Origin of the sequence: Microbacterium sp. (assembly GCF_032084865.1) — a bacterium.
Classification (GTDB): Bacteria; Actinomycetota; Actinomycetes; order Actinomycetales; family Microbacteriaceae; genus Microbacterium.
On sequence record NZ_DAMDLU010000008.1, the window covers coordinates 1 to 18,294 of the forward strand.

At 68.3% G+C, this 18,294-nt stretch carries 19 protein-coding genes; 14 read left to right on the plus strand and 5 right to left on the minus strand.

From position 1 onward, the window contains the following. Positions 1-1,120, plus strand: a 1,120-nt coding sequence (locus tag RT309_RS01795; RefSeq protein WP_313354781.1) for a PrsW family intramembrane metalloprotease, incomplete at its 5' end; no start/stop codon positions are given. 141 nt (positions 1,121-1,261) lie between these two features. Here RT309_RS01795 and RT309_RS01800 read toward each other — a convergent pair. Both RT309_RS01800 and RT309_RS01805 read right to left on the minus strand, forming a co-directional pair. Continuing rightward, positions 1,262-1,969 carry a cache domain-containing protein gene (locus RT309_RS01800; RefSeq protein WP_313354782.1) on the minus strand — a complete coding sequence of 236 codons (708 nt, stop codon included), beginning with the start codon at positions 1,967-1,969 and terminating at the stop codon, positions 1,262-1,264. A 31-nt stretch (positions 1,970-2,000) separates the two neighbouring features. Beyond that, complete coding sequence (locus RT309_RS01805; protein WP_313354784.1) at positions 2,001-2,792, minus strand: GntR family transcriptional regulator; 792 nt, start codon at positions 2,790-2,792, stop codon at positions 2,001-2,003. Between the two features lie 107 nt (positions 2,793-2,899). On the opposite strand from RT309_RS01805, the gene RT309_RS01810 reads away from it, so the two are divergent. The 6 genes from RT309_RS01810 to RT309_RS01835 all read left to right on the plus strand — a co-directional run bounded on the left by RT309_RS01810 (position 2,900) and on the right by RT309_RS01835 (position 8,068). Further along, the gene (locus tag RT309_RS01810; RefSeq protein WP_313354786.1) at positions 2,900-3,967 is read left to right on the plus strand and encodes an ABC transporter ATP-binding protein; all 1,068 of its coding nucleotides are present in this window, start codon (positions 2,900-2,902) and stop codon (positions 3,965-3,967) included. 54 nt (positions 3,968-4,021) lie between these two features. After that, positions 4,022-5,203 carry an extracellular solute-binding protein gene (locus tag RT309_RS01815; RefSeq protein WP_313354788.1) on the plus strand — a complete coding sequence of 394 codons (1,182 nt, stop codon included), beginning with the start codon at positions 4,022-4,024 and terminating at the stop codon, positions 5,201-5,203. A 73-nt stretch (positions 5,204-5,276) separates the two neighbouring features. After that, on the plus strand, positions 5,277-6,104 hold the full coding sequence (locus tag RT309_RS01820) for an ABC transporter permease (protein ID WP_313354790.1): 828 nt from the start codon (positions 5,277-5,279) through the stop codon (positions 6,102-6,104). A 7-nt stretch (positions 6,105-6,111) separates the two neighbouring features. Continuing rightward, complete coding sequence (locus RT309_RS01825; RefSeq protein WP_313354792.1) at positions 6,112-6,924, plus strand: ABC transporter permease; 813 nt, start codon at positions 6,112-6,114, stop codon at positions 6,922-6,924. A 75-nt stretch (positions 6,925-6,999) separates the two neighbouring features. After that, positions 7,000-7,368, plus strand: a complete 369-nt coding sequence (locus RT309_RS01830) for an FKBP-type peptidyl-prolyl cis-trans isomerase (protein ID WP_313354794.1) — start codon at positions 7,000-7,002, stop codon at positions 7,366-7,368. A gap of 151 nt (positions 7,369-7,519) precedes the next feature. After that, on the plus strand, positions 7,520-8,068 hold the full coding sequence (locus RT309_RS01835) for a YceI family protein (protein WP_313354796.1): 549 nt from the start codon (positions 7,520-7,522) through the stop codon (positions 8,066-8,068). A gap of 45 nt (positions 8,069-8,113) precedes the next feature. Here the strand turns inward: RT309_RS01835 and RT309_RS01840 are convergent, their stop codons facing one another. Continuing rightward, the gene (locus RT309_RS01840) at positions 8,114-9,340 is read right to left on the minus strand and encodes an MFS transporter (protein ID WP_396654396.1); all 1,227 of its coding nucleotides are present in this window, start codon (positions 9,338-9,340) and stop codon (positions 8,114-8,116) included. Between the two features lie 205 nt (positions 9,341-9,545). Between RT309_RS01840 and rpsO the strand changes: the two genes are divergently transcribed. From rpsO to RT309_RS01855, 3 genes are all read left to right on the plus strand, one after another. After that, entirely contained in the window at positions 9,546-9,815 is a 270-nt protein-coding gene (rpsO, locus tag RT309_RS01845; protein ID WP_071642334.1) for a 30S ribosomal protein S15, read from the plus strand. A 144-nt stretch (positions 9,816-9,959) separates the two neighbouring features. Continuing rightward, a complete protein-coding gene (locus tag RT309_RS01850) occupies positions 9,960-10,814 on the plus strand; it encodes a hypothetical protein (protein ID WP_313354803.1) in 855 nt (284 codons plus the stop codon). Beyond that, positions 10,807-11,229, plus strand: coding sequence for a transcriptional regulator (locus RT309_RS01855; protein WP_313354805.1), 423 nt, complete (start codon positions 10,807-10,809; stop codon positions 11,227-11,229). The genes RT309_RS01850 and RT309_RS01855 overlap by 8 nt, the downstream gene beginning before the upstream one ends. Here RT309_RS01855 and RT309_RS01860 read toward each other — a convergent pair. Further along, a complete protein-coding gene (locus RT309_RS01860; RefSeq protein ID WP_313354807.1) occupies positions 11,226-12,230 on the minus strand; it encodes a 2-oxoglutarate and iron-dependent oxygenase domain-containing protein in 1,005 nt (334 codons plus the stop codon). The genes RT309_RS01855 and RT309_RS01860 overlap by 4 nt on opposite strands. A gap of 142 nt (positions 12,231-12,372) precedes the next feature. On the opposite strand from RT309_RS01860, the gene efeU reads away from it, so the two are divergent. Genes efeU through efeB form a run of 3 tightly spaced genes read left to right on the plus strand, consistent with a single transcriptional unit; the run spans position 12,373 to position 15,818 of the window. Beyond that, entirely contained in the window at positions 12,373-13,329 is a 957-nt protein-coding gene (efeU, locus tag RT309_RS01865) for an iron uptake transporter permease EfeU (protein WP_313354808.1), read from the plus strand. Then, positions 13,326-14,558, plus strand: coding sequence for an iron uptake system protein EfeO (gene efeO, locus RT309_RS01870; RefSeq protein ID WP_313354810.1), 1,233 nt, complete (start codon positions 13,326-13,328; stop codon positions 14,556-14,558). The genes efeU and efeO overlap by 4 nt, the downstream gene beginning before the upstream one ends. Positions 14,559-14,570: 12 nt before the next feature. Then, a complete protein-coding gene (gene efeB / locus RT309_RS01875; RefSeq protein ID WP_313354812.1) occupies positions 14,571-15,818 on the plus strand; it encodes an iron uptake transporter deferrochelatase/peroxidase subunit in 1,248 nt (415 codons plus the stop codon). A gap of 7 nt (positions 15,819-15,825) precedes the next feature. Here efeB and RT309_RS01880 read toward each other — a convergent pair whose 3' ends face one another. Continuing rightward, positions 15,826-16,959 carry an acyltransferase family protein gene (locus RT309_RS01880; RefSeq protein WP_313354814.1) on the minus strand — a complete coding sequence of 378 codons (1,134 nt, stop codon included), beginning with the start codon at positions 16,957-16,959 and terminating at the stop codon, positions 15,826-15,828. Between the two features lie 117 nt (positions 16,960-17,076). Here RT309_RS01880 and RT309_RS01885 point away from each other — a divergent pair, with 117 nt between their 5' ends. Beyond that, positions 17,077-18,294, plus strand: a complete 1,218-nt coding sequence (locus RT309_RS01885) for an LLM class flavin-dependent oxidoreductase (RefSeq protein ID WP_313354816.1) — start codon at positions 17,077-17,079, stop codon at positions 18,292-18,294.

Here is an 18,294-nt window from a genome sequence, read left to right on the forward strand (position 1 = left end):
GCCGGCGCCGTCGGCCCCGGCACCCGCCCCGGCGATGCCGGCCCTGCCGATGCCCGCCAGGCGGGGGCGGAGCGCATCGGTGTGGGCGTTCGGTGTGCTCGGGTTCCTGATGATCGCGCTGATCGCGTACTTCGCGCTGTTCCTCGGCGTCGGAGCGTCGATCGTCGGACTCGTCCTCGCGCTCGTGCCGCTCGCGATCGTGCTCATGGGCGTGCGGATGATCGACCGGTGGGAACCGGAGCCGAAGAGCCTCGTGATCTTCGCCCTCGCCTGGGGTGCGGTGGCAGCGGTCGGCATCACTCTGCTCGTCGACCTGGCGTTCGCTCTTGCGGTGGGGCCGCGCAACGAGTTCTTCGCGGCGGTCATCCAGGCGCCCGTGATCGAGGAGCTCGCCAAGGGCGTCGGAGTCCTGATCGTGTTCGTCATCGGACGACGTGCCTTCGACGGCCCGGTCGACGGCGTCGTCTACGGGGCGCTGGTGGGTGCCGGTTTCGCGTTCACCGAGAACATCCAGTACTTCGGCACCAGCCTCACCTCCGGCGGGGCCGGGGAGCTCACGGTGACCTTCATCCTGCGTGGGCTGGTCTCGCCGTTCGCGCACGCGATGTTCACCGCCCTGACCGGATTCGCCATCGGCCTGGCCGCGCGGCGCGGCGCGAGCACCGCCTCCGCCGTCGGATCAGGCGCGATCGGTCTGATCGGCGCGACACTCCTTCACGCGTACTGGAACGGCTCGTCTCTGCTGGGCGACTTCCTCGCGCTGTACATCAGCACGCAGGTTCCGCTCTTCATCGGGTTCATCATCGCGATCCTGGCGCTGCGCCGCGAGGAGTCGCGTCTGACGCGTCTGCGCCTGGGCGACTACGCCGCCGCCGGCTGGTTCACTCCCGAGGAGGTCGAGATGCTGGCGACGCCGGCCGGCCGGCGGACCGGTCTGCAGTGGGCATCCGGTCTGCGCGGCGACCGCCGAAGCGTGATGCAGTCGTTCATCCGCGACGCCGCAGCGCTGGCAGCCGTGCGCCAGCGGTCGATCACCGGTCGCGACCCGCTGGCTGCCGCCGACGAGCACGCCCTGCTGATGCGCACCCGGGATGCCAGAGCCCGTCTGCTCGCGTACTGAAAGCGTCAGCGGATCCGGGCCGGACAGACTCAGCGCCCGGTGCTGCGGCGATGCCTGCGAGTCTCCCGGGCGCTGAGTTGATCTACAGACAGCGTGCCTCTCACGCGGGGCGAAGTCAAGACCTCGGCACCGATCGCCGGCTCAGATGCTCTCGACGATCACGTCGAGGGCGACGCCGTCGCAGGACGTCCGGGGAAGGTCGGCGAGCCTGCTGCCGCGCACCGAGTCCCCGGTCTCGCAGCGCGGATCGGTGGAGACCACGACGCGGCCGACACCGTTGACCAGAGTCACCTCATGTCCGAGCGAAGCGAAACGCGGAATGAGCTCACGCTCGACATCCGCGACGAGCAGGTCGAGCCCGGCGACGCCCAGCAGGCGCCCGCTGTCGCGCGCGGGAACAGCGATCGTGATCGTGTATTCGTCGCTGCACAGATAGTCGACGTACGGACCGGCGACATGCGGTCCTCCGGTGCTCATCGGCACGCGGTACCACTCGAGCTCGCTGTAGTCGATGTACTCCTTGTTCACCGACTGCGAGGCGAGCACCAGCTGTCTTCCGCCTTCGCCCTGCCACCACGCGAGGTGGCTGCGGGCGTCGGAGAGAAGATCGATCGCGGCGATGAACCCCGCTCCGTACACGGGCACGTCGTCCAGCGCCAGGGTGCGAGCGGCGTACGGTTCGACGATCGCGTCGAGGTGCGGCCGAGTCAGCGAGCCCTCACCCAGCACGTGGGCGAGTTCTTCGGCGCAGGATCCGACCCAGCTGTCGAGCATGCGGATCGGAGCGCCGAAGTAGTCCTCGACGATCCGGGCGGCTTCTGCTGAAGCAGTGGTGGTGGGGGTGTTCATCGCGTCCTCCAGTGCACGTCGATGGGAATGCTCATGAGATGCTCGGCGGCGAGCTCTGCAGCTGGACGAGGGCGTCGAGCACGTCGACGATCAGGCGCTCTGTGCGATCGGCCGCCGTGTCGGGGTCGCTCTCCTCGACGGCGCGGATGATGTCGGTGAGCGACGCCGCCTGTCTGCGCAGTCCTGCGCCGTCGGATGCGGCGAGGCGGAGATAGGGCGAGAACTCGGCCTGCAGCTTCATCTGCTCCCTGGTGAGGCGCGCCGACTGGCTCAGCGAGACGAGCTCGACGAGCACGTCATCGAGCAGACGCCGCTGCTGATCGGTGTCGAGATCCTCGAGAAGCTCCAGACGACGACGCACCCGGACGGCCTCGCCGGCATCAGCGCGGCGCGCGGCGAGACGGACGGCGGCCACGGTGATCGCACCGTAGTGGACTCCCATGTCGCGCAGCGCGAGCCGCGAGGTGCGCATCAGCGCGTCGCGTGCGAAGGCGAGTGGATCGGCGTCGTCGACGACGAAGCTGCCACCGTTGCGGCCGCGACGCGTGACGATGAGCCCCTGGCCGCGCAGCGTGAGCAGAGCCTCGCGCACCGTGACCGGTGCCACTCCGAAGCTGCGTGCGAGATCGGATTCGGAGGGGAGCCGCTCACCTGCGCGCAGGTGGCCACGGTGGATCGCGTCGACCAGGCGGCGCTCGACGAGCTCGGCCCTGCCTTCATCGCCGATCGACTGGAACAGGGCGCCCTGCAGTCGATGCGGGTGGCGGCTGCGCGGACCATCCGAGGCGGTGCGCGCACCGGCGGGGGAGGTCAGCGATTCCATGCCTGGATTCTTCCACGACATCGATGGCGCGAGAAGACTTGAAATATGACCTACGGTTTTATATGTTTAAGCAACCTTCCGAATCGATGAGGATCGAGGAGCACGAGATGACGACTGCTGCGCCGGCCGCCCATGCCGCGAGCGACACCTCAGCCAAGGGCAGCGTGATGCTGTCGGGCCTGACGAAGTCCTTCGGCGACTTCACCGCCGTGCGCGACCTCGATCTGCACGTCGCACCCGGGGAGTTCCTCTCCATGCTCGGACCGTCGGGATCCGGCAAGACCACGGTGCTGCGCATCATCGCCGGGTTCGAGGAGGCGACCTCCGGCTCCGTCCGTCTCTCGGGCGTCGACGTCACCCGCACACCTCCACACTCCCGCGACGTCAACACCGTCTTCCAGGACTACGCGCTGTTCCCGCACATGACGATCGCGGAGAACGTCGGCTACGGACTGCGTGTGAAGGGGACGAGCAAGAGCGAGCGGATCGAGCAGGTCGCCGAGTCCCTGCGCCGCGTGCACCTCGACCACGTCGCCGATCGTCTGCCTCACCAGCTCTCGGGCGGTCAACGTCAGCGCATCGCCCTCGCCCGCGCTCTCATCCTGCGGCCACAGGTGCTGCTACTGGACGAACCCCTCGGAGCCCTCGACAAGCAGCTGCGCGAGCAGATGCAGATCGAGCTCAAGCAGATCCAGCGCGAAGTCGGGATCACGTTCATCTTCGTCACCCACGATCAGGAGGAGGCGCTGACGCTGAGCGATCGCGTCGCCGTATTCAACAACGGACGCATCGAGCAGGTCGGCACCGCCCGCGAGGTCTACGAACAGCCGCAGACGGAGTTCGTCGCGCGCTTCCTCGGGCTGTCGAATCTCATCGGCGCGCAGCTCGCGGAGGAGCTCACCGGCACGCGCCGCACGATGAGCATCCGGCCCGAGCGCGTGCGGATGCACGACACGCATGAAGCGCTCGCCGACGGCGACGTGGGGCTGGTGGGCACGATCGCCGAGGTCGTCTACACCGGCCCGGCCACCCGCTATCTCATCACCTCGGACGCCGGGGTCGACATCATCGTGGAGCGGCCGAACGCGCACCAGGCCTCCAGCCCCGACGCGCCGCGTCGAGGCGAGCGGGTGCGTGCCACCTGGAACCCCGAGCACGCCGCACGGCTTCCCTGACCCCCTGCCCTCCCGCAATCCCACCCGCGCACCGCGATCACAAAGGAGAGATCCATGCGAAAGAAGATCCTGGCCGTCTCGGCCGTCACCACAGCAGCAGCCCTGGCGCTGTCAGGCTGCTCGAGCACGACCGAATCGGCGGACGACGCCGGCGGCCTCTCGATCGACGTCCCCGACGTCCCGATGATGGACAAGCTCGGCGACAACGAGAAGGAGGTGAACATCGTCGCCTGGTCCGGCTTCGTGGAGCCGGCCTGGACCGACGCGTTCACCGCCGACACCGGCTGCACGGTCAACCGGCGCGTCGCCGGCACGAGCGACGAGATGGTGCAGCTCATGCGCACCGGCGACTACGACCTCGTCTCCGCGTCGGGCGATGCCAGTCTGCGCCTGATCGCCGGCGGCGACGTGCAGCCGCTGAACCTCGAACTCATCCCGCACTTCGGCGACGACATCGTGGAGGGCATGAAGGGTCAGATCTACGACACCATCAACGGCAAGTCGTACGGCATCCCGATCGGCCGCGGCGCGAACATCCTGCAGTACAACAGCGACGCCGTCACCGAGGAGCCCACCAGCTGGGACGTGGCGTGGGAGAAGGACAGCCCGTACGCCGGCAAGGTGATCGCGTACGACGCGCCCATCTACATCGCCGACGCCGCGGTCTACCTGATGGCGCACGAACCCGATCTGGGCATCGAGAACCCCTACGCACTCGACGAGAAGCAGCTCAAGGCCGCTGTCGACCTGCTCAAGCAGCAGAACGACATCGTCTCGGAGTACTGGTCGGACCCCGCGGCGCAGATCACATCGTTCGCCGGCGGCACCACCGTGCTCGGCACCTCGTGGGAGGTGCTGCGCAAGCTCACCGAAGACGACAAGTACAAGAGCGTTCTGCCCGCGGAGGGCTCGACCGGGTGGTCGGATGCCTGGATGCTGGCCGCGAAGTCCAAGAACCCGAACTGCGCGTATGCGTGGATGGACTACGCCTCCTCGCCGGAGGTCAACGGCGCGATCGCGATGAACTTCGGAATGGCACCCGCCAACGCCGCCTTCTGCGACACGAGCGAAGAGGCGAAAGCGCACTGCGAGTACTACAACGCCACGAACGAGGAGTACTTCAAGAAGGTGTGGTTCTGGACGACCCCGATCGAGCAGTGCATCGACGGCCGCACGGATGTGAAGTGCACCAACTTCCAGCAGTGGACCGACGCCTGGACCAGCGTCAAGGGCTGACCCGGCCCGGCCGGGGCGGGGGAGAGAGCTCCTCCGCCCCGGATCCCACCCTCTCGACGACGACAGGAATGACATGACGCGCCGCGCACGCATCGCCGGCCTGCTGGCCCTGCCCATGGCCTGGCTGATCGGCATCTACATCTTCTCGCTCGTCATGCTGCTGGTGACGGCGTTCTGGATCACCGATCCGTTCACCTCGAAGGTCAAGCCCGGCTTCACCTTCGGCAACTTCCAGCAGCTCGTCGCGAACCCGGCGTACGCATCCACCGCGCTGCGCACCCTCGGCATCGCGCTCGGCGTCACCGCGCTTGCCATCCTCATCTCCGTCCCACTGGGCATCTTCATGGCGAAGGTCGCCTCGCCGTGGCTGCGAGCGGTGCTGGCTGTCTCGATCACCCTGCCGCTGTGGGCCGGCTATCTCGTGAAGGTCATCGCGATGCGCATCACGTTCACCGAGCAGGGCTTCTTCAACTGGATGCTGGCCCCGCTCGGCATCAAGGGGCCCGGTTTCACCGTCTTCACGGTCGTGCTCACCCTCACCTACCTCTGGCTGCCGTACATGGCGGTGCCCGTCTACACGGCGATCCGCCAGCTGCCCGCGAACCTCTTCGACGCCTCGGCCGACCTGGGTGCAGGGTCGTGGCGCACCATCCGCACGGTCGTGCTGCCGCTCATCAAGCCGGCGATCATCGCCGGATCCGTGTTCACCTTCTCGCTGAGTCTCGGCGACTACCTCGTGGCGAAGTTCGTCGGCGGCGACACGCAGATGATCGGAAGCGTCATCGCGTCGAACATCAACCTGAACCCGCCGCTCGCCGCAGCATTCTCGGTGGTGCCCATCGCCTTCGTCGTCATCTACCTGGTGAGCGTGCAGCGCACCGGCGCCCTGGAAAGGATGTGAGCCGACCATGCTGAGACTGTCGCGCACCTCCAAGATCGTCCTCGGGGTAATCGTCGCGATCATCCTCGCGTTCATGTACATCCCGCTCATGCTCGTGGTGCTGAACTCCTTCAACTCCGCACGCATCGCCAGCTGGCCGGTCTCCGGCTTCGGGCTGGAGTGGTGGGCCCGGGCGTTCACCAGCCAGCCTGTCCGGGACGCGGTGCTCAACTCGGTGCTGGTCGCCACCGGCGCCACGGCGATCGCGCTGGTGCTGGGCACGCTGGTCGCCTTCGCCCTGCAGCGCTACCGCTTCTTCGGGCAGCGCTCCGTGAACCTCCTCGTCGTGCTGCCGATCGCGCTGCCCGGCATCGTCACCGGCGTCGCGCTGAACAACACCTACAACCAGATGCTCGAGCCGATCGGCATCCAGGTCGGCTTCTGGGGGATGATCATCGCGCACGGCACCTTCTGCATCGTGATGGTGTTCAACAACGTGCTCGCGCGTCTGCGTCGCATGAACCCGAGCCTCGAAGAGGCATCGCAGGATCTCGGCGCGACGCCGTGGCAGACCTTCCGGATGGTGACCTTCCCGCAGTTCCGCAGCGCCCTGGTCGCCGGTGCGATCCTCGCCTTCGCGCTCAGCTTCGACGAGGTCTACGTCACGATCTTCACCGCGCCACCCGGCGTCGACACGCTGCCGCTGTGGATCATGAACCAGATGGCCAGGCCGAACGAGGCGAACGTGGTGAACGTCGTCGCGACGGTCGTAATCCTGGCATCCTTCATCCCGGTCTGGGTGTCCCAGCGACTGTCGCGCGACATCACCGACCGAGACTGACGCGGCGGATCGCGTTACGCGCTCAGCGGACGTCTCGCATTGACCCGGTGACGCGCGCCGGGGTTGGATGGAGTCATGACTGAACGCACGAAGCCCGAGTTCGACGCCCCCACCGGACCCGCCCCCGCAGAGCTCGTCATCCGCGACATCGTCGAGGGCGACGGCGCCGAGGCATCGCCCGGCGACACCGTCACCGTGCACTACGCCGGTGTCGAGTACGACTCCGGCGAGGAGTTCGACTCGTCGTGGGGTCGTGGCGAGACCATCCAGTTCCCGCTGCGCGGCCTGATCCAGGGCTGGCAGGACGGCATCCCGGGCATGAAGGTCGGCGGACGTCGTGAGCTGGTCATCCCGCCGCACCTCGCCTACGGCGCGGCCGGCTCCGGTCACTTCCTGTCGGGCAAGACCCTGATCTTCATCATCGATCTCGTCGCGGTCGGCTGAGTCGATCCGATCCTCGTCGCAAGAGCCCCTGTCCACCTCGGTGGACGGGGGTTCTTGCATTGATCCGGGCTCGCGGGAATATATGCATCTGAATGTAAGTTATCTTCGGTACCGCGCGAGAGCGCGCCGATGAACGTCAAGGAGAACACACATGTCGATCGACATCCCCGGCTACCGTCCCGGCACCTGGGTCCTGGACCCCAGCCACAGCGAGGTCACCTTCAGCGTCCGCCACATGATGATCTCGAAGGTGCGCGGCTCGTTCGGCATCAAGGACGCCACGCTCCTCGCCCCCGAGAATCCGCTCGAGGCCAAGGTCGAGGCGAGCGTCGACGTCGCATCCGTCGACACCAAGGACGAGGGTCGCGACAACCACCTTCGCTCGGCGGACTTCTTCGACGTCGAGAACTTCCCGACGATGGACTTCGTCTCCACCGGCGCGCGCGTCGAGGGCGGCGACTTCTTCGTCGACGGCGACCTCACCATCCGCGGGGTCACGAAGCCGGTGAGCTTCGAGTTCGACTTCGGCGGCTTCGGCACCGACCCGTGGGGCAACTACAAGGCCGGCGCCTCGGCCACGACCGTGATCAACCGGGAGGACTTCGGTCTGACCTGGAACGCCGCTCTCGAGACCGGTGGCGTGCTCGTCGGCAAGGACATCACGATCAACCTCGACCTGCAGGGCGCCCTGCAGGCCTGAGCACGACGGCATCCCGAGCCCGGGGGTCGAGCCGCCACGAGCGGTTCAGGCCTCCGGGCTCAGTGCATCGTAGGCGCGGAAGCGCGGCGTGAGCCGGGCGATCATCACGGCGAGGCCGATCACGAGTATCCCGCCCAGCAGCGGCGGGAACCACAGTGCGGTGAGCGTAGCCAGAGTGCCGGCGTACAGCGCCCCGAGTCGGGGCCCGCCGGCGACGACGATGATGAACACACCCTGCAGGCGTCCGCGCATCGCGTCGGGCACCGCGGCCTGCATCATCGTGTTGCGGTAGATCGAGCTGATGTTGTCGGCCGCTCCCGAAAGGGCGAGCGCGATGCAGGCGACGGTGACGAGCGGGACGTCGGGGGAGTGCTCGGATGCCGGGGGCAGGAACACCCCGACGAGCAGAATCGCCCCGAACAGCGCGATCGTGGCGCCGTAGGCCTGCACCGCCCTGGCGATGCCGACGCCGTGCCAGCGGTACTGCACGATCCTGCCTGAGAACAGGCTCGACGCGAAGGTGCCGACCGCGACCGACGCCGTCAGCAGTCCCGTCGTCACGGCACCGCCGCCGAGCAGCACCGTGCCGAGCGCCGGGTAGAGGGCGAGCGGGTTGCCGAAGGTCATCGCGGCGATGTCGAGCAGGTACTGCGCTCGGATGTTGCCCGCCCGGCGCAGAAAGCGCCATCCGTCGACGAGGGATGCCAGGCCCGGCCGGACGATCGTGCCCTCGGGCAGCAGCGCCGGCAGTGTCCACAGCCCGAGGAACATGCACAGCATGAGGACGACATCGATCGTGTACGTCCACCCGAAGCCGGTGAGGGCGACGAGCACACCCGCCACGGCGGGGCCGATCATCACGGTCAGGCCGAAGGCGACGCCGTTCAGCGCCGACGCCGCCGCGAGCTGATTCAGCGGGATCAGGCGCGGCACGATCGCCGTGCGGGTCGCCATGCCCACCGAGTTGGCTGCCGCGATGACCATGCTGAGCCCGTACAGCCACCAGATCGTCTCCGTGTCCGTCCATGTCAGCCCGGCGAGCAGTGCCGTCGCCACGAAGGCGATGGTCGCCGCGATCAGCGCCACGCGCCGCCGGTCGAAGGCGTCGGCCAGCATCCCGCCGTAGAGTCCGGCGAGGACCATCGGCACGAGGCCGGCCACCGCGATCATCGAGACCGCGAATGTGCTGGCGGTCAGCTCGAACACATGCAGCATCACGGTCACGATCGTCAGCTGGCCGCCGATCCCGGCGAGGGCCGAGCCGATCCACATGCGCGCAAAAGCCGGGCTCGATCTCAGCGGGCTGAGATCGATCAGATGGGCGCGGGAGAACGGCACCCGTCGAGGCTACCGGTGCGTATCCGGCCGCCGGGATGCTGGTAGACTGTCGAGGTTGCCGTTTGATCGGCCGCGGATAAAGAGAGCCCACGCATTCGGCGTCGGGCACCGCGCAGCAAGCAGAGAGGGGATCGAATCTATGGCACTGGAAGCAGACGTCAAGAAGGCGATCATCGAAGAGTACGCGACGCACCCCGGTGACACCGGATCCCCCGAGGTGCAGGTCGCAATGCTGACGCAGCGCATCAAGGACCTCACCGAGCACCTCAAGGCACACAAGCACGACCACCACTCGCGCCGTGGCCTTTTCCTGCTCGTCGGTCAGCGCCGTCGCCTGCTGGGTTACCTGCAGGACGTCGACATCAACCGTTACCGCTCGCTCATCGAGCGTCTCGGTCTGCGCCGGTAATCGACCAGCGTTCAATCGCGCAGAACATTCTTGGAGAGCCGCCCCACGGTGTGGGGCGGCTCTCGTCATTCCCGCGTCGCTTGCAACCTCGTTCACTTTCCGGTAGGAAAGTGAACAGTTTCCAGATGGAAAGCGAGGAGCGCCATGGAGCACCGAGCGGAACCCGGTCTACAGCCCTACGAGCCGCCGTCGGGTGACGTCGCCCGCGCCTATCTCGACGAGTCCGCCCGTGTCGCGCGGCGGCGCGAGGCGATGATCGATCGACGCGGGGCCGCGCGGCTGCTGCTGATCGAGGGCGCGGCGTTCTCGATGTACCTGGTCGCGCTCATGCTCTGCTTCCCGCCGACCGACCGCGTGAACATCATCGCGCTCGTCGCGCCGTTCATCCTCTGGACCCAGCTCGCCAGCGCCCTGCGCGAGGAGTACGGGTATCAGCGTCGAGGACGAGAGCAGCGGCTGCGGACGGCGGTGGTGGTGCTGCTCGTCGTCATGGTCATCGGATCGCTGACCGCGCTCGCTCTCGGCATCGACATCCCGATCGCCGTGCGCCTCGCCCCCGCTGCACTCGCACTCGTGCTCTTCGGCATCCTCGCGGTCGACGAGGGTCGACGGGCGCCGTCCGAGCGGGCGCCGCGGCAGCGCATCCCCTTCGACCGTGCGGTCCGGATCGAGACGATGTGCATCGGCCTGGCGATGGGCGTCATGATCGCGTGCGTCGCCACGCCGTCGGCGATCGTCGCCCATGTCGCCAACCTCGTGGTGATGCTGGCCCTCGTGGCGTGGCTCTTCTCTGCGATGGGCGGCGGCGGCTCCCGCATCGTCGCGGCATGGGGCGCCTTCCACTGGAGCTGCCTCGCGAGCGGCGGGGCGATCCTCGTGGGCCTGGCGCTGACGGCTCAGTTCACCACGCTTCCGCTCGCGGCCGCGGCGTGCGCAGCAGGCGCGGTGGTCACGGTTGCCTTCGCGATCGGTGCGGCGCTGGAGCAGCGTCGTGCCTGAACAGCCCCCGCGGCAGCACCCGCGACTGCGGCTCGACGACAGCTTCGCGAGCCCCATCCGCTTCTCTCTCATGGCTGCGCTCGGCGACGACCTCGAGCTGGACTTCGCCACGCTCGGCAGCATCCTGCAGGTGTCGGACTCGGCATTGAGCAAGGCGATCTCGGCGCTGGAGGCGGAGCGCTACGTGCAGGTCAGGCGGGGACGGGCAGGTAGTCGCCCGCGCACCTGGGTGGCGGGTACGGCCGAGGGGCGGCACGCCTTCCAGGCGCACCTCGATGCCCTGCGAGCGATCGTGGAGTTCGGCTGGGCTCCGGCCCAGTCGGATCAGTCCGGCCAGCCCCGCGAACCGGACCTCCCCGGCCAGCCGGACCGACCCGGCCAGCCCGGCGAGCCGGGCCCCGTCGTGGCAGGCTAGGAGACTGCGCCGACGAGGTCGGGGTGGTGGATCGCCGCGACGTCGGGGTGCGCTCGCAGGCGCGACTTCAGCGCGTTCTCGCCGTAGAGACTGTGGATCGGATTCCCCGGGTCGCGGGTCACGCCGCGCGCGTGCGCGGCGAGGTCGGCCGGGAGCTCTATCAGCGGCAGCTTCGTGTCGAGAGCCGGGTTGAAGAAGAACGGGATCGACAGCCGGTCGTGCGGCGCTCGCGGCGAGACCACGCGGTGGTTGGTCGCCCTGAGATACCCGTCCGTCGCGTACTCGAGAAGCTCGCCGATGTTCACCACGAACGCGCCGTCGACGGGTGGGGCGTCCACCCACGCTCCGTCGCGCTCGACCTGGAGGCCACCGCGGCCGGGCTCCACCCAGAGCAGGGTCAGCACGCCGCTGTCCTTATGAGCGCCGACGCCCTGTTGCGGCGCGGGCTCGGTCGTGCCCGGGTACCGGACGATCTTGATCAGCGTCGACGGCTCACCGAAGTGGTCGTCGAAGTACGACTCCTCGGCGCCCAGGGCAAGAGCCCACGCGCGCAGCAGCTTCCGCGCGATGCCGGACAGAGCGGCGTGCCACTCGGCGACGACAGCGCGCAGCTCCGGTTGCGCCTGAGGCCAGAGGTTCGGCCCGATGAGGCGGTTGAACGCCGGACCGCCCTCGACAGCGTCCCGTTCCGGACCGATGTCGATCTGCTCGCGCCAGTCGACGGCGCCTTTCGTCCGCTCCCCGCCGATACGCGTGTACCCCCGGAAGTGCGGGCTCTTCACGTTCTCGATGGCGAGCTTGTCCTCTTCGGGAAGCGCGAAGAAATCCCTCGCGGCGCGGTGCAGCCTCTGCTCGAGGTCGGTGGGGATGCCCGTTCCGGTGAGGTAGAAGAAGCCCACATCCCGCGTCGCGGCGCGCAGGTCCGCACGGAACCGTGCGGCCGCCTCTGCGCCGGCGTCGAGCTGAGACAGGTCGAGGATGGGGAGGGTGAGATCGGTCATGCGTCGACGGTAGGACCAGGCCCGCCGGCGCGCACGAATGTTGCTTTCTCTTACCGGTCGACGCGCGGGGGCGCAGGAAGCGGGGTGCTAAAGTTGCTTAGGTAAGGCACCCCTTACCGCTCCGTCAGCAGAATCGAATCCCGTGTTCGCAGCGCTCCTCATCGGCCTCCGCGAAGGCCTCGAAGCCGCCCTCGTCGTAGGCATCCTGGTCGCGTACATCCGCCGGCTCGGCCGCGCAGACGTGCTGGGTCGCATGTGGATCGGCATCGGTCTCGCCATCGCGCTCGCGCTCGGCATCGGCGCGGTCCTCACCTTCGGTGCGTACGCTCTCACCACCGAGGCGCAGGAGATCATCGGCGGCTCGCTCTCGCTGGTGGCGGTGGGCATGGTCACCTGGATGATCTTCTGGATGCAGAAGGCCGGCCGCACGATGAAGTCGAGCCTGCAGGGCGGTGTGGATCGGGCTCTCGCGCACGGGACCCTGTGGGCGCTGATCGCCGTCGGCTTCGTCTCGGTGGCCCGCGAGGGCATCGAGACCACGCTTCTGCTGTGGTCGATGGTGCAGTCCTTCGGCAACGCGCCGCAGTCGCTGCTCGGTGCGCTGCTCGGCCTGCTCATCGCCGTCGTCGTCGGCTGGCTGCTCGCACGCGGCGCCGTGCAGCTCGACCTCAGGCGGTTCTTCGCGTGGACGGGCGGCTTCCTCGTCGTCGTCGCGGCGGGTGTGCTGGCCTACGCCGTGATGGATCTGCAGGAGGCCGGAGTGCTCGGCGGTCCCTTCACCGCCGTCGCGCCGACGGATGCCATGACCGGGGCTGTGCTCACCGGACTCGCCGGCTTCCCCTTCGGATGGGCCTTCGACGCCACCGCCGCGATCGCCCCGGGCGGCGCCTGGGCGACCATCCTTCAGGCGACGATCGGTTTCATGCCGCGCATGACCTGGCTGCAGGTGATCGCATGGGCGCTGTACATGACGGTCGTCGGCACTCTCTTCGTTCGAGGGCTGGCGCGCTCGCGCGGCCCTCGGCCCGCGTCCGCTCTCGCGTCAGCGCCGGCTGTGCCGCGCGAAGACCTCGTGACCACCTCTTCTGGAGCAGCATGACCCACGCACCCCGAACGCTGAGCGTCATCGCGCTCGGCGCCATCGCCGTGACGGCCCTCAGCGGCTGCGTCGCCAAGCAGTCGGCCGACCCGGCGGCATCGTTCACCGTGTCCTCGACCGACAGCGCATGCGACGTCTCGACGGGCACGGCCACGAGCGGCACGCTGACATTCGAGGTGACCAACGCCGGCGACCACGTCACCGAGTTCTACCTTCTGGCCGACGACGGCCTGCGCATCGTCGGCGAGGTCGAGAACATCGCTCCGGCGGCGTCGCGCACCCTCACGGTCGTCGCGCAGCCCGGCGACTACTACACCGTGTGCAAGCCCGGGATGATCGGAGACGGCGTGGGCAAGGCCGCGTTCACGGTCACGGGCGACAAGGTGAGCATCGACGGGCCGGACGCCGAGCAGAAGCAACAGGCGGTCGATCTCTACGCCGCGTTCGTGAAAGACCAGGTCGGAGCCCTCGTGCCCGATGTCGCCGACCTGGTGAGTGCCTACACGGCGGGGGACGACGAGAGAGCGCGTGAGCTCTTCCCGCTGGCTCGCGCCTCGTACGAGCGCATCGAGCCCGTCGCCGAGGCGCTGGGCGATCTCGACCCGCGCATCGACTACCGCGAGGTCGACGCCGTCGCCGAGGGCCTGGAGTGGACCGGGTTCCACCGCATCGAGAAGGATCTCTGGCAGCCGGCACCGGATGCCCTCAATTCCGACGGCGCGACTCCCGCCTGGCAGGGGTGGGCGCCGTCGACGCCTGAGGAGCGCGGCGAGTACGGCGATCTGCTGATCGCCGACGTGCAGGAGCTCTTCGATTACGTGCATTCGGACGACTTCACGACCGCTTTGGATGATCAGGGCATCGCGGGGATCTCGAACGGCGCCGTGGCGCTTCTCGACGAGGTCGCGACAGGGAAGATCACCGGCGAGGAGGACTGGTGGTCGCACACCGACCTCTACGATTTCGCCGCCAACGTGGAGGGGTCGAAGATGGCCTTCTCGCTGGTGCGGGAGCTGGCCGCGTCGAAGGGCGCCGACGGGGAGAAGCTCGTCGACGAGATAACGACGGGCTACGCGGACCTCGAGAGCGCCCTCGCCGAGCACGGATCCCTGCAGAGCGGCTTCGTTCCATTCACGGATCTGACCGAAGGCCACAAGCGCGAGCTCATCGATCTCATCAACGCGCTGGCCGAGCCGCTGTCGCATCTGACCGCCACCACCCTGTCCTGACGGGGAGCACACATGCCGCATCATGACGAGCAGCCCCGCGCCGGCCTGAGCCGGCGCGGTCTGCTGGGCCTGGCCGCCGGCGGAGGGGCTGCGCTCGCGCTGGCCGGCGGCGGCATCGGATACGCGCTCGGCGCCCCGCGGAAGGATGCGGATGCCGAGGACCGCCACGCGTTCTTCGGCGAGCATCAGGCGGGCATCACCACCGAGGTGCAGGAGCACCTGCACTTCGGCGCGTTCGACATGATGCCCCGCAGCGATCGGCGTGACCTGATCGAGCTGCTGCAGGACTGGAGCTACGCGGCGTCGCGTCTCACGCAGGGCCTCGAGGTGAGCGCGTCCGGGGCGACCGGTGGCGGGCCCGCATCCCCGCCGGATGACACGGGGGAGGCTCTGGGGCTGCACGCCGCGAATCTCACCATCACCTTCGGGTTCGGGCCGACCCTGTTCGCGAACGAGGAGGGCGATCGGTACGGCATCGGCGATCGACGCCCGGCGAAGCTCGAACGGCTGCCGGCGTTCCTCGGTGACGACCTGGATCCGGGGCAGTCCGACGGCGACCTGTGCATCCAGGCCTGCGCGGACGACCCCCAGGTCGCCGTGCACGCGATCCGCAACCTCAGCAGGATCGCCTTCGGGCGCGCCAAGCTGCGATGGTCGCAGCTCGGCTTCGGGAAGACCTCCCGCACGAGTGCGCAGCAGCAGACGCCGCGGAATCTCTTCGGCTTCAAGGACGGCACCGCGAACATCCTCGCCGACGACCAGGACGCGCTCGACGCGCACGTCTGGGCCGGCGGTGACGATCCGGACTGGATGGCGGGCGGTTCATACCTCGTGGCGCGCAAGATCGCGATGCTCATCGAGACATGGGATCGTGTGGGCCTCGGCGAGCAGGAGCGGATCTTCGGTCGCGACAAGGCGGAGGGCGCGCCCCTCAGCGGCGGCACCGAGATGACGCCGCCGAAGCTGGCCGGCCTCGACGTCCGAAGCCACGTGAGACTCGCGCACCCGGACACGAACGACGGCGTGCGGATCCTGCGCCGCGGCTTCAACTACGTCGGCGGCAACAACTCGCTGGGACGCCTCGACGCCGGACTGTTCTTCCTCTCGTATCAGCGCGATCCGGCGCAGTTCGTCGCGCTGCAGAAGCGGATGTCGACGGATCTGCTCATCGAGTACATCCGGCACGTCGGATCCGGCGTCTGGGCCGTGCCGCCGGGGGCGGCGTCCGGATCGTACGTGGGCGCGGCGCTGTTCGCCTGAGCCGGGCTCAGCGGCTGCGCCGCGAACCCGTCGGGTCGTTGCGGTGGTCGCTTCCCGACACCAGCTCGGGGTCGCGGAACATCCAGCGCGGGCGCGGCTCGACCAGCGGACGGAACAGCGAGCGCACCGGCTTCGATGAGAGCGCGAATGCGACGCCGACGGCGAGCACGATGATGAGCGGAAGCCAGATCCAGGTCGGGTGCAGGCCGCGCAGCACACCCGACTCGCGGAACGGGTAGAGCACGAACGAGTGCAGCAGGTACACGTACATCGTGTACTGGCCCAGCGTGGTCCAGCGCTGCGCGCGCCGCGGCAGCAGCGCGAAGAAACAGGCGCTGAGCAGGACCGCCAGCAGGATGAGCCCGAGGCGGACGGCGCCCGCCCACCACTGCTCGCCGCCGAGGTCGGCGTACGAGTCGTCGTAGAACAGCCAGTGCCTGAGGTCGATGGCCTCCCAGACATCCAGCCACAGCCAGCAGGCCACGCCCCACGCGACGAGGACGGCGATCGCGATCGCGCGCACCCACCACGGCCGGTACTCGATGAGATGCAGCCGGCGCACCACGTCGCGCTCCCTGAGCCACCAGCCGAGAGTGAAGAAGAACAGCAGGCCCAGCGTGCGGGACAGCGAGAACGTGCTGTCGACATTGGTCACGTATCCGACACCCACCGAGATCGCGAGGGTCCAGGCGAGCGGCCATCGCAGCAGGGCGAGGTAGGGGAGCACCAGACGGAAGATGCCCAGGGCGAGCAGGAACCACAGCGTCCAGGAGGGCTGCGTGAGATTCGGGTCGGCCCTTCCCTCGACCAGCCACTTGGTGAGGGTCCACAGCCCTTCGAAGATCACGTACGGGACGAGGATGTCGGTGATCACGCGAGCCATCTGGCGCTTCGTGGGGCTTCCTGCCTTCGAGAAGTAGCCGGAGATGATGGCGAAGGCGGGCATGTGGAACGCGTACACCCACAGGTAGAACGCGTACGAGACGTCGGAGTCGTAGATCAGCCGCTGGGTGCCGTGCCCGATCACGACCAGTACGATGCACGCGAACCGCGCGTTGTCCCAGAACGGAACCCGGCGACGGGGCCGTGCAGCGGTGCCCGTCGTCGCGGTCGCGGGCGGATGCTGCTCGGCACTGCTCATGGCACGAGGTTAGCGGTTGCGGACATGCGGGAATAAAGTGGCCGCTTCGGGGTTGCATGAAGTGCATTCAAGTGAATAGAACGGATGCTTTCGGGCATCCGGAGCGGAGAGAGAACAGTGAACGAGCAGAACCCGGTGCAGTTCGGCATCATGTCGGTCAGCGACATCACGCAGGATCCGACGACCGGCGTCACCCCGAGCGAGGCCGAGCGCATCAAGGCGACCGCCGTGATCGCCAGGCACGCCGAAGAGGTCGGCCTCGACGTCTTCGCGATCGGCGAGCACCACAACCCGCCGTTCTGGTCGTCGAGCCCTACCACCTTCCTCGCGCACGTGGCCGCTCAGACCGAGCGACTGATCGTGTCCACCTCGACGACCCTGATCACCACGAATGACCCCGTGCGCATCGCCGAGGACTACGCGATGCTGCAGCACGTCACGGACGGGCGCATGGACCTCATGCTCGGCCGCGGCAACACCGGTCCGGTCTACCCGTGGTTCGGCAAGGACATCCGCCAGGGCCTGCCGCTCGCGATCGAGAACTACGCGCTGCTGCGCAAGCTGTGGGACGAGGACGTCGTCGACTGGGAGGGGAAGTTCCGCACCTCGCTGCAGGGCTTCACTGCGACCCCGCGGCCGCTGGACGGCGTGGCGCCGTTCGTCTGGCACGGATCGATCCGCACGCCGGAGATCGCCGAGCAGGCCGCCTACTACGGTGACGGCTTCTTCGCGAACAACATCTTCTGGCCGAAGGAGCACTACCAGCGCCTCATCGAGCTGTACCGGCAGCGGTACGCCCACTACGGCCACGGCACGCCCGAGCAGGCCATCGTCGGCATCGGCGGGCAGGTATTCATGGCCGCCAGCTCCCAGGATGCGGTGACGCGGTTCCGCCCCTACTTCGATAACGCGCCGGTCTACGGCCACGGTCCCAGCATGGAGGACTTCGCCGAGATGACGCCGCTGACCGTCGGATCGCCGCAGCAGGTCATCGACCGCTACGCGTCGATGCGCGACACGTTCGGCGACTTCCAGCGTCAGCTGTTCCTCATCGATCACGCCGGTCTTCCGCTGAAGACCGTGCTCGAGCAGCTCGACATCCTCGGCGGCGAGGTCGTGCCGGTGCTGCGTCGCGAGCTCGCGAAGAACCGCCCCGAGACGGTTCCGGATGCCCCCACGCATGCCGCGCGGGTGCGCGCGATCTACGGTGACGGGCCCTCGCGTCAGGCGCGCCCCTCCGCGAACCGCGGCGACAACCTGACCGCCGGATCCCCCTACCAGGACGCGCCGGTCGCCGCGGGTGCGGCGTTCGGCCTCGGCCGGAAGGATGCCTGA

Excerpts from the sequence above, each read along its gene's own strand:
- RT309_RS01815 (WP_313354788.1), top strand. The coding sequence starts at position 4,022 with ATGCGAAAGAAGATCCTGGCCGTCTCGGCCGTCACCACAGCAGCAGCC.
- efeB (WP_313354812.1), top strand. The coding sequence starts at position 14,571 with ATGCCGCATCATGACGAGCAGCCCCGCGCCGGCCTGAGCCGGCGCGGT.
- RT309_RS01835 (WP_313354796.1), top strand. The coding sequence starts at position 7,520 with ATGTCGATCGACATCCCCGGCTACCGTCCCGGCACCTGGGTCCTGGAC.
- RT309_RS01800 (WP_313354782.1), bottom strand. The coding sequence starts at position 1,969 with ATGAACACCCCCACCACCACTGCTTCAGCAGAAGCCGCCCGGATCGTC.
- rpsO (WP_071642334.1), top strand. The coding sequence starts at position 9,546 with ATGGCACTGGAAGCAGACGTCAAGAAGGCGATCATCGAAGAGTACGCG.
- RT309_RS01825 (WP_313354792.1), top strand. The coding sequence starts at position 6,112 with ATGCTGAGACTGTCGCGCACCTCCAAGATCGTCCTCGGGGTAATCGTC.
- efeO (WP_313354810.1), top strand. The coding sequence starts at position 13,326 with ATGACCCACGCACCCCGAACGCTGAGCGTCATCGCGCTCGGCGCCATC.
- RT309_RS01880 (WP_313354814.1), bottom strand. The coding sequence starts at position 16,959 with ATGAGCAGTGCCGAGCAGCATCCGCCCGCGACCGCGACGACGGGCACC.
- RT309_RS01830 (WP_313354794.1), top strand. The coding sequence starts at position 7,000 with ATGACTGAACGCACGAAGCCCGAGTTCGACGCCCCCACCGGACCCGCC.
- RT309_RS01860 (WP_313354807.1), bottom strand. The coding sequence starts at position 12,230 with ATGACCGATCTCACCCTCCCCATCCTCGACCTGTCTCAGCTCGACGCC.
- RT309_RS01840 (WP_396654396.1), bottom strand. The coding sequence starts at position 9,340 with ATGTGGATCGGCTCGGCCCTCGCCGGGATCGGCGGCCAGCTGACGATC.
- RT309_RS01810 (WP_313354786.1), top strand. The coding sequence starts at position 2,900 with ATGACGACTGCTGCGCCGGCCGCCCATGCCGCGAGCGACACCTCAGCC.
- RT309_RS01805 (WP_313354784.1), bottom strand. The coding sequence starts at position 2,792 with ATGGAATCGCTGACCTCCCCCGCCGGTGCGCGCACCGCCTCGGATGGT.
- RT309_RS01820 (WP_313354790.1), top strand. The coding sequence starts at position 5,277 with ATGACGCGCCGCGCACGCATCGCCGGCCTGCTGGCCCTGCCCATGGCC.
- RT309_RS01850 (WP_313354803.1), top strand. The coding sequence starts at position 9,960 with ATGGAGCACCGAGCGGAACCCGGTCTACAGCCCTACGAGCCGCCGTCG.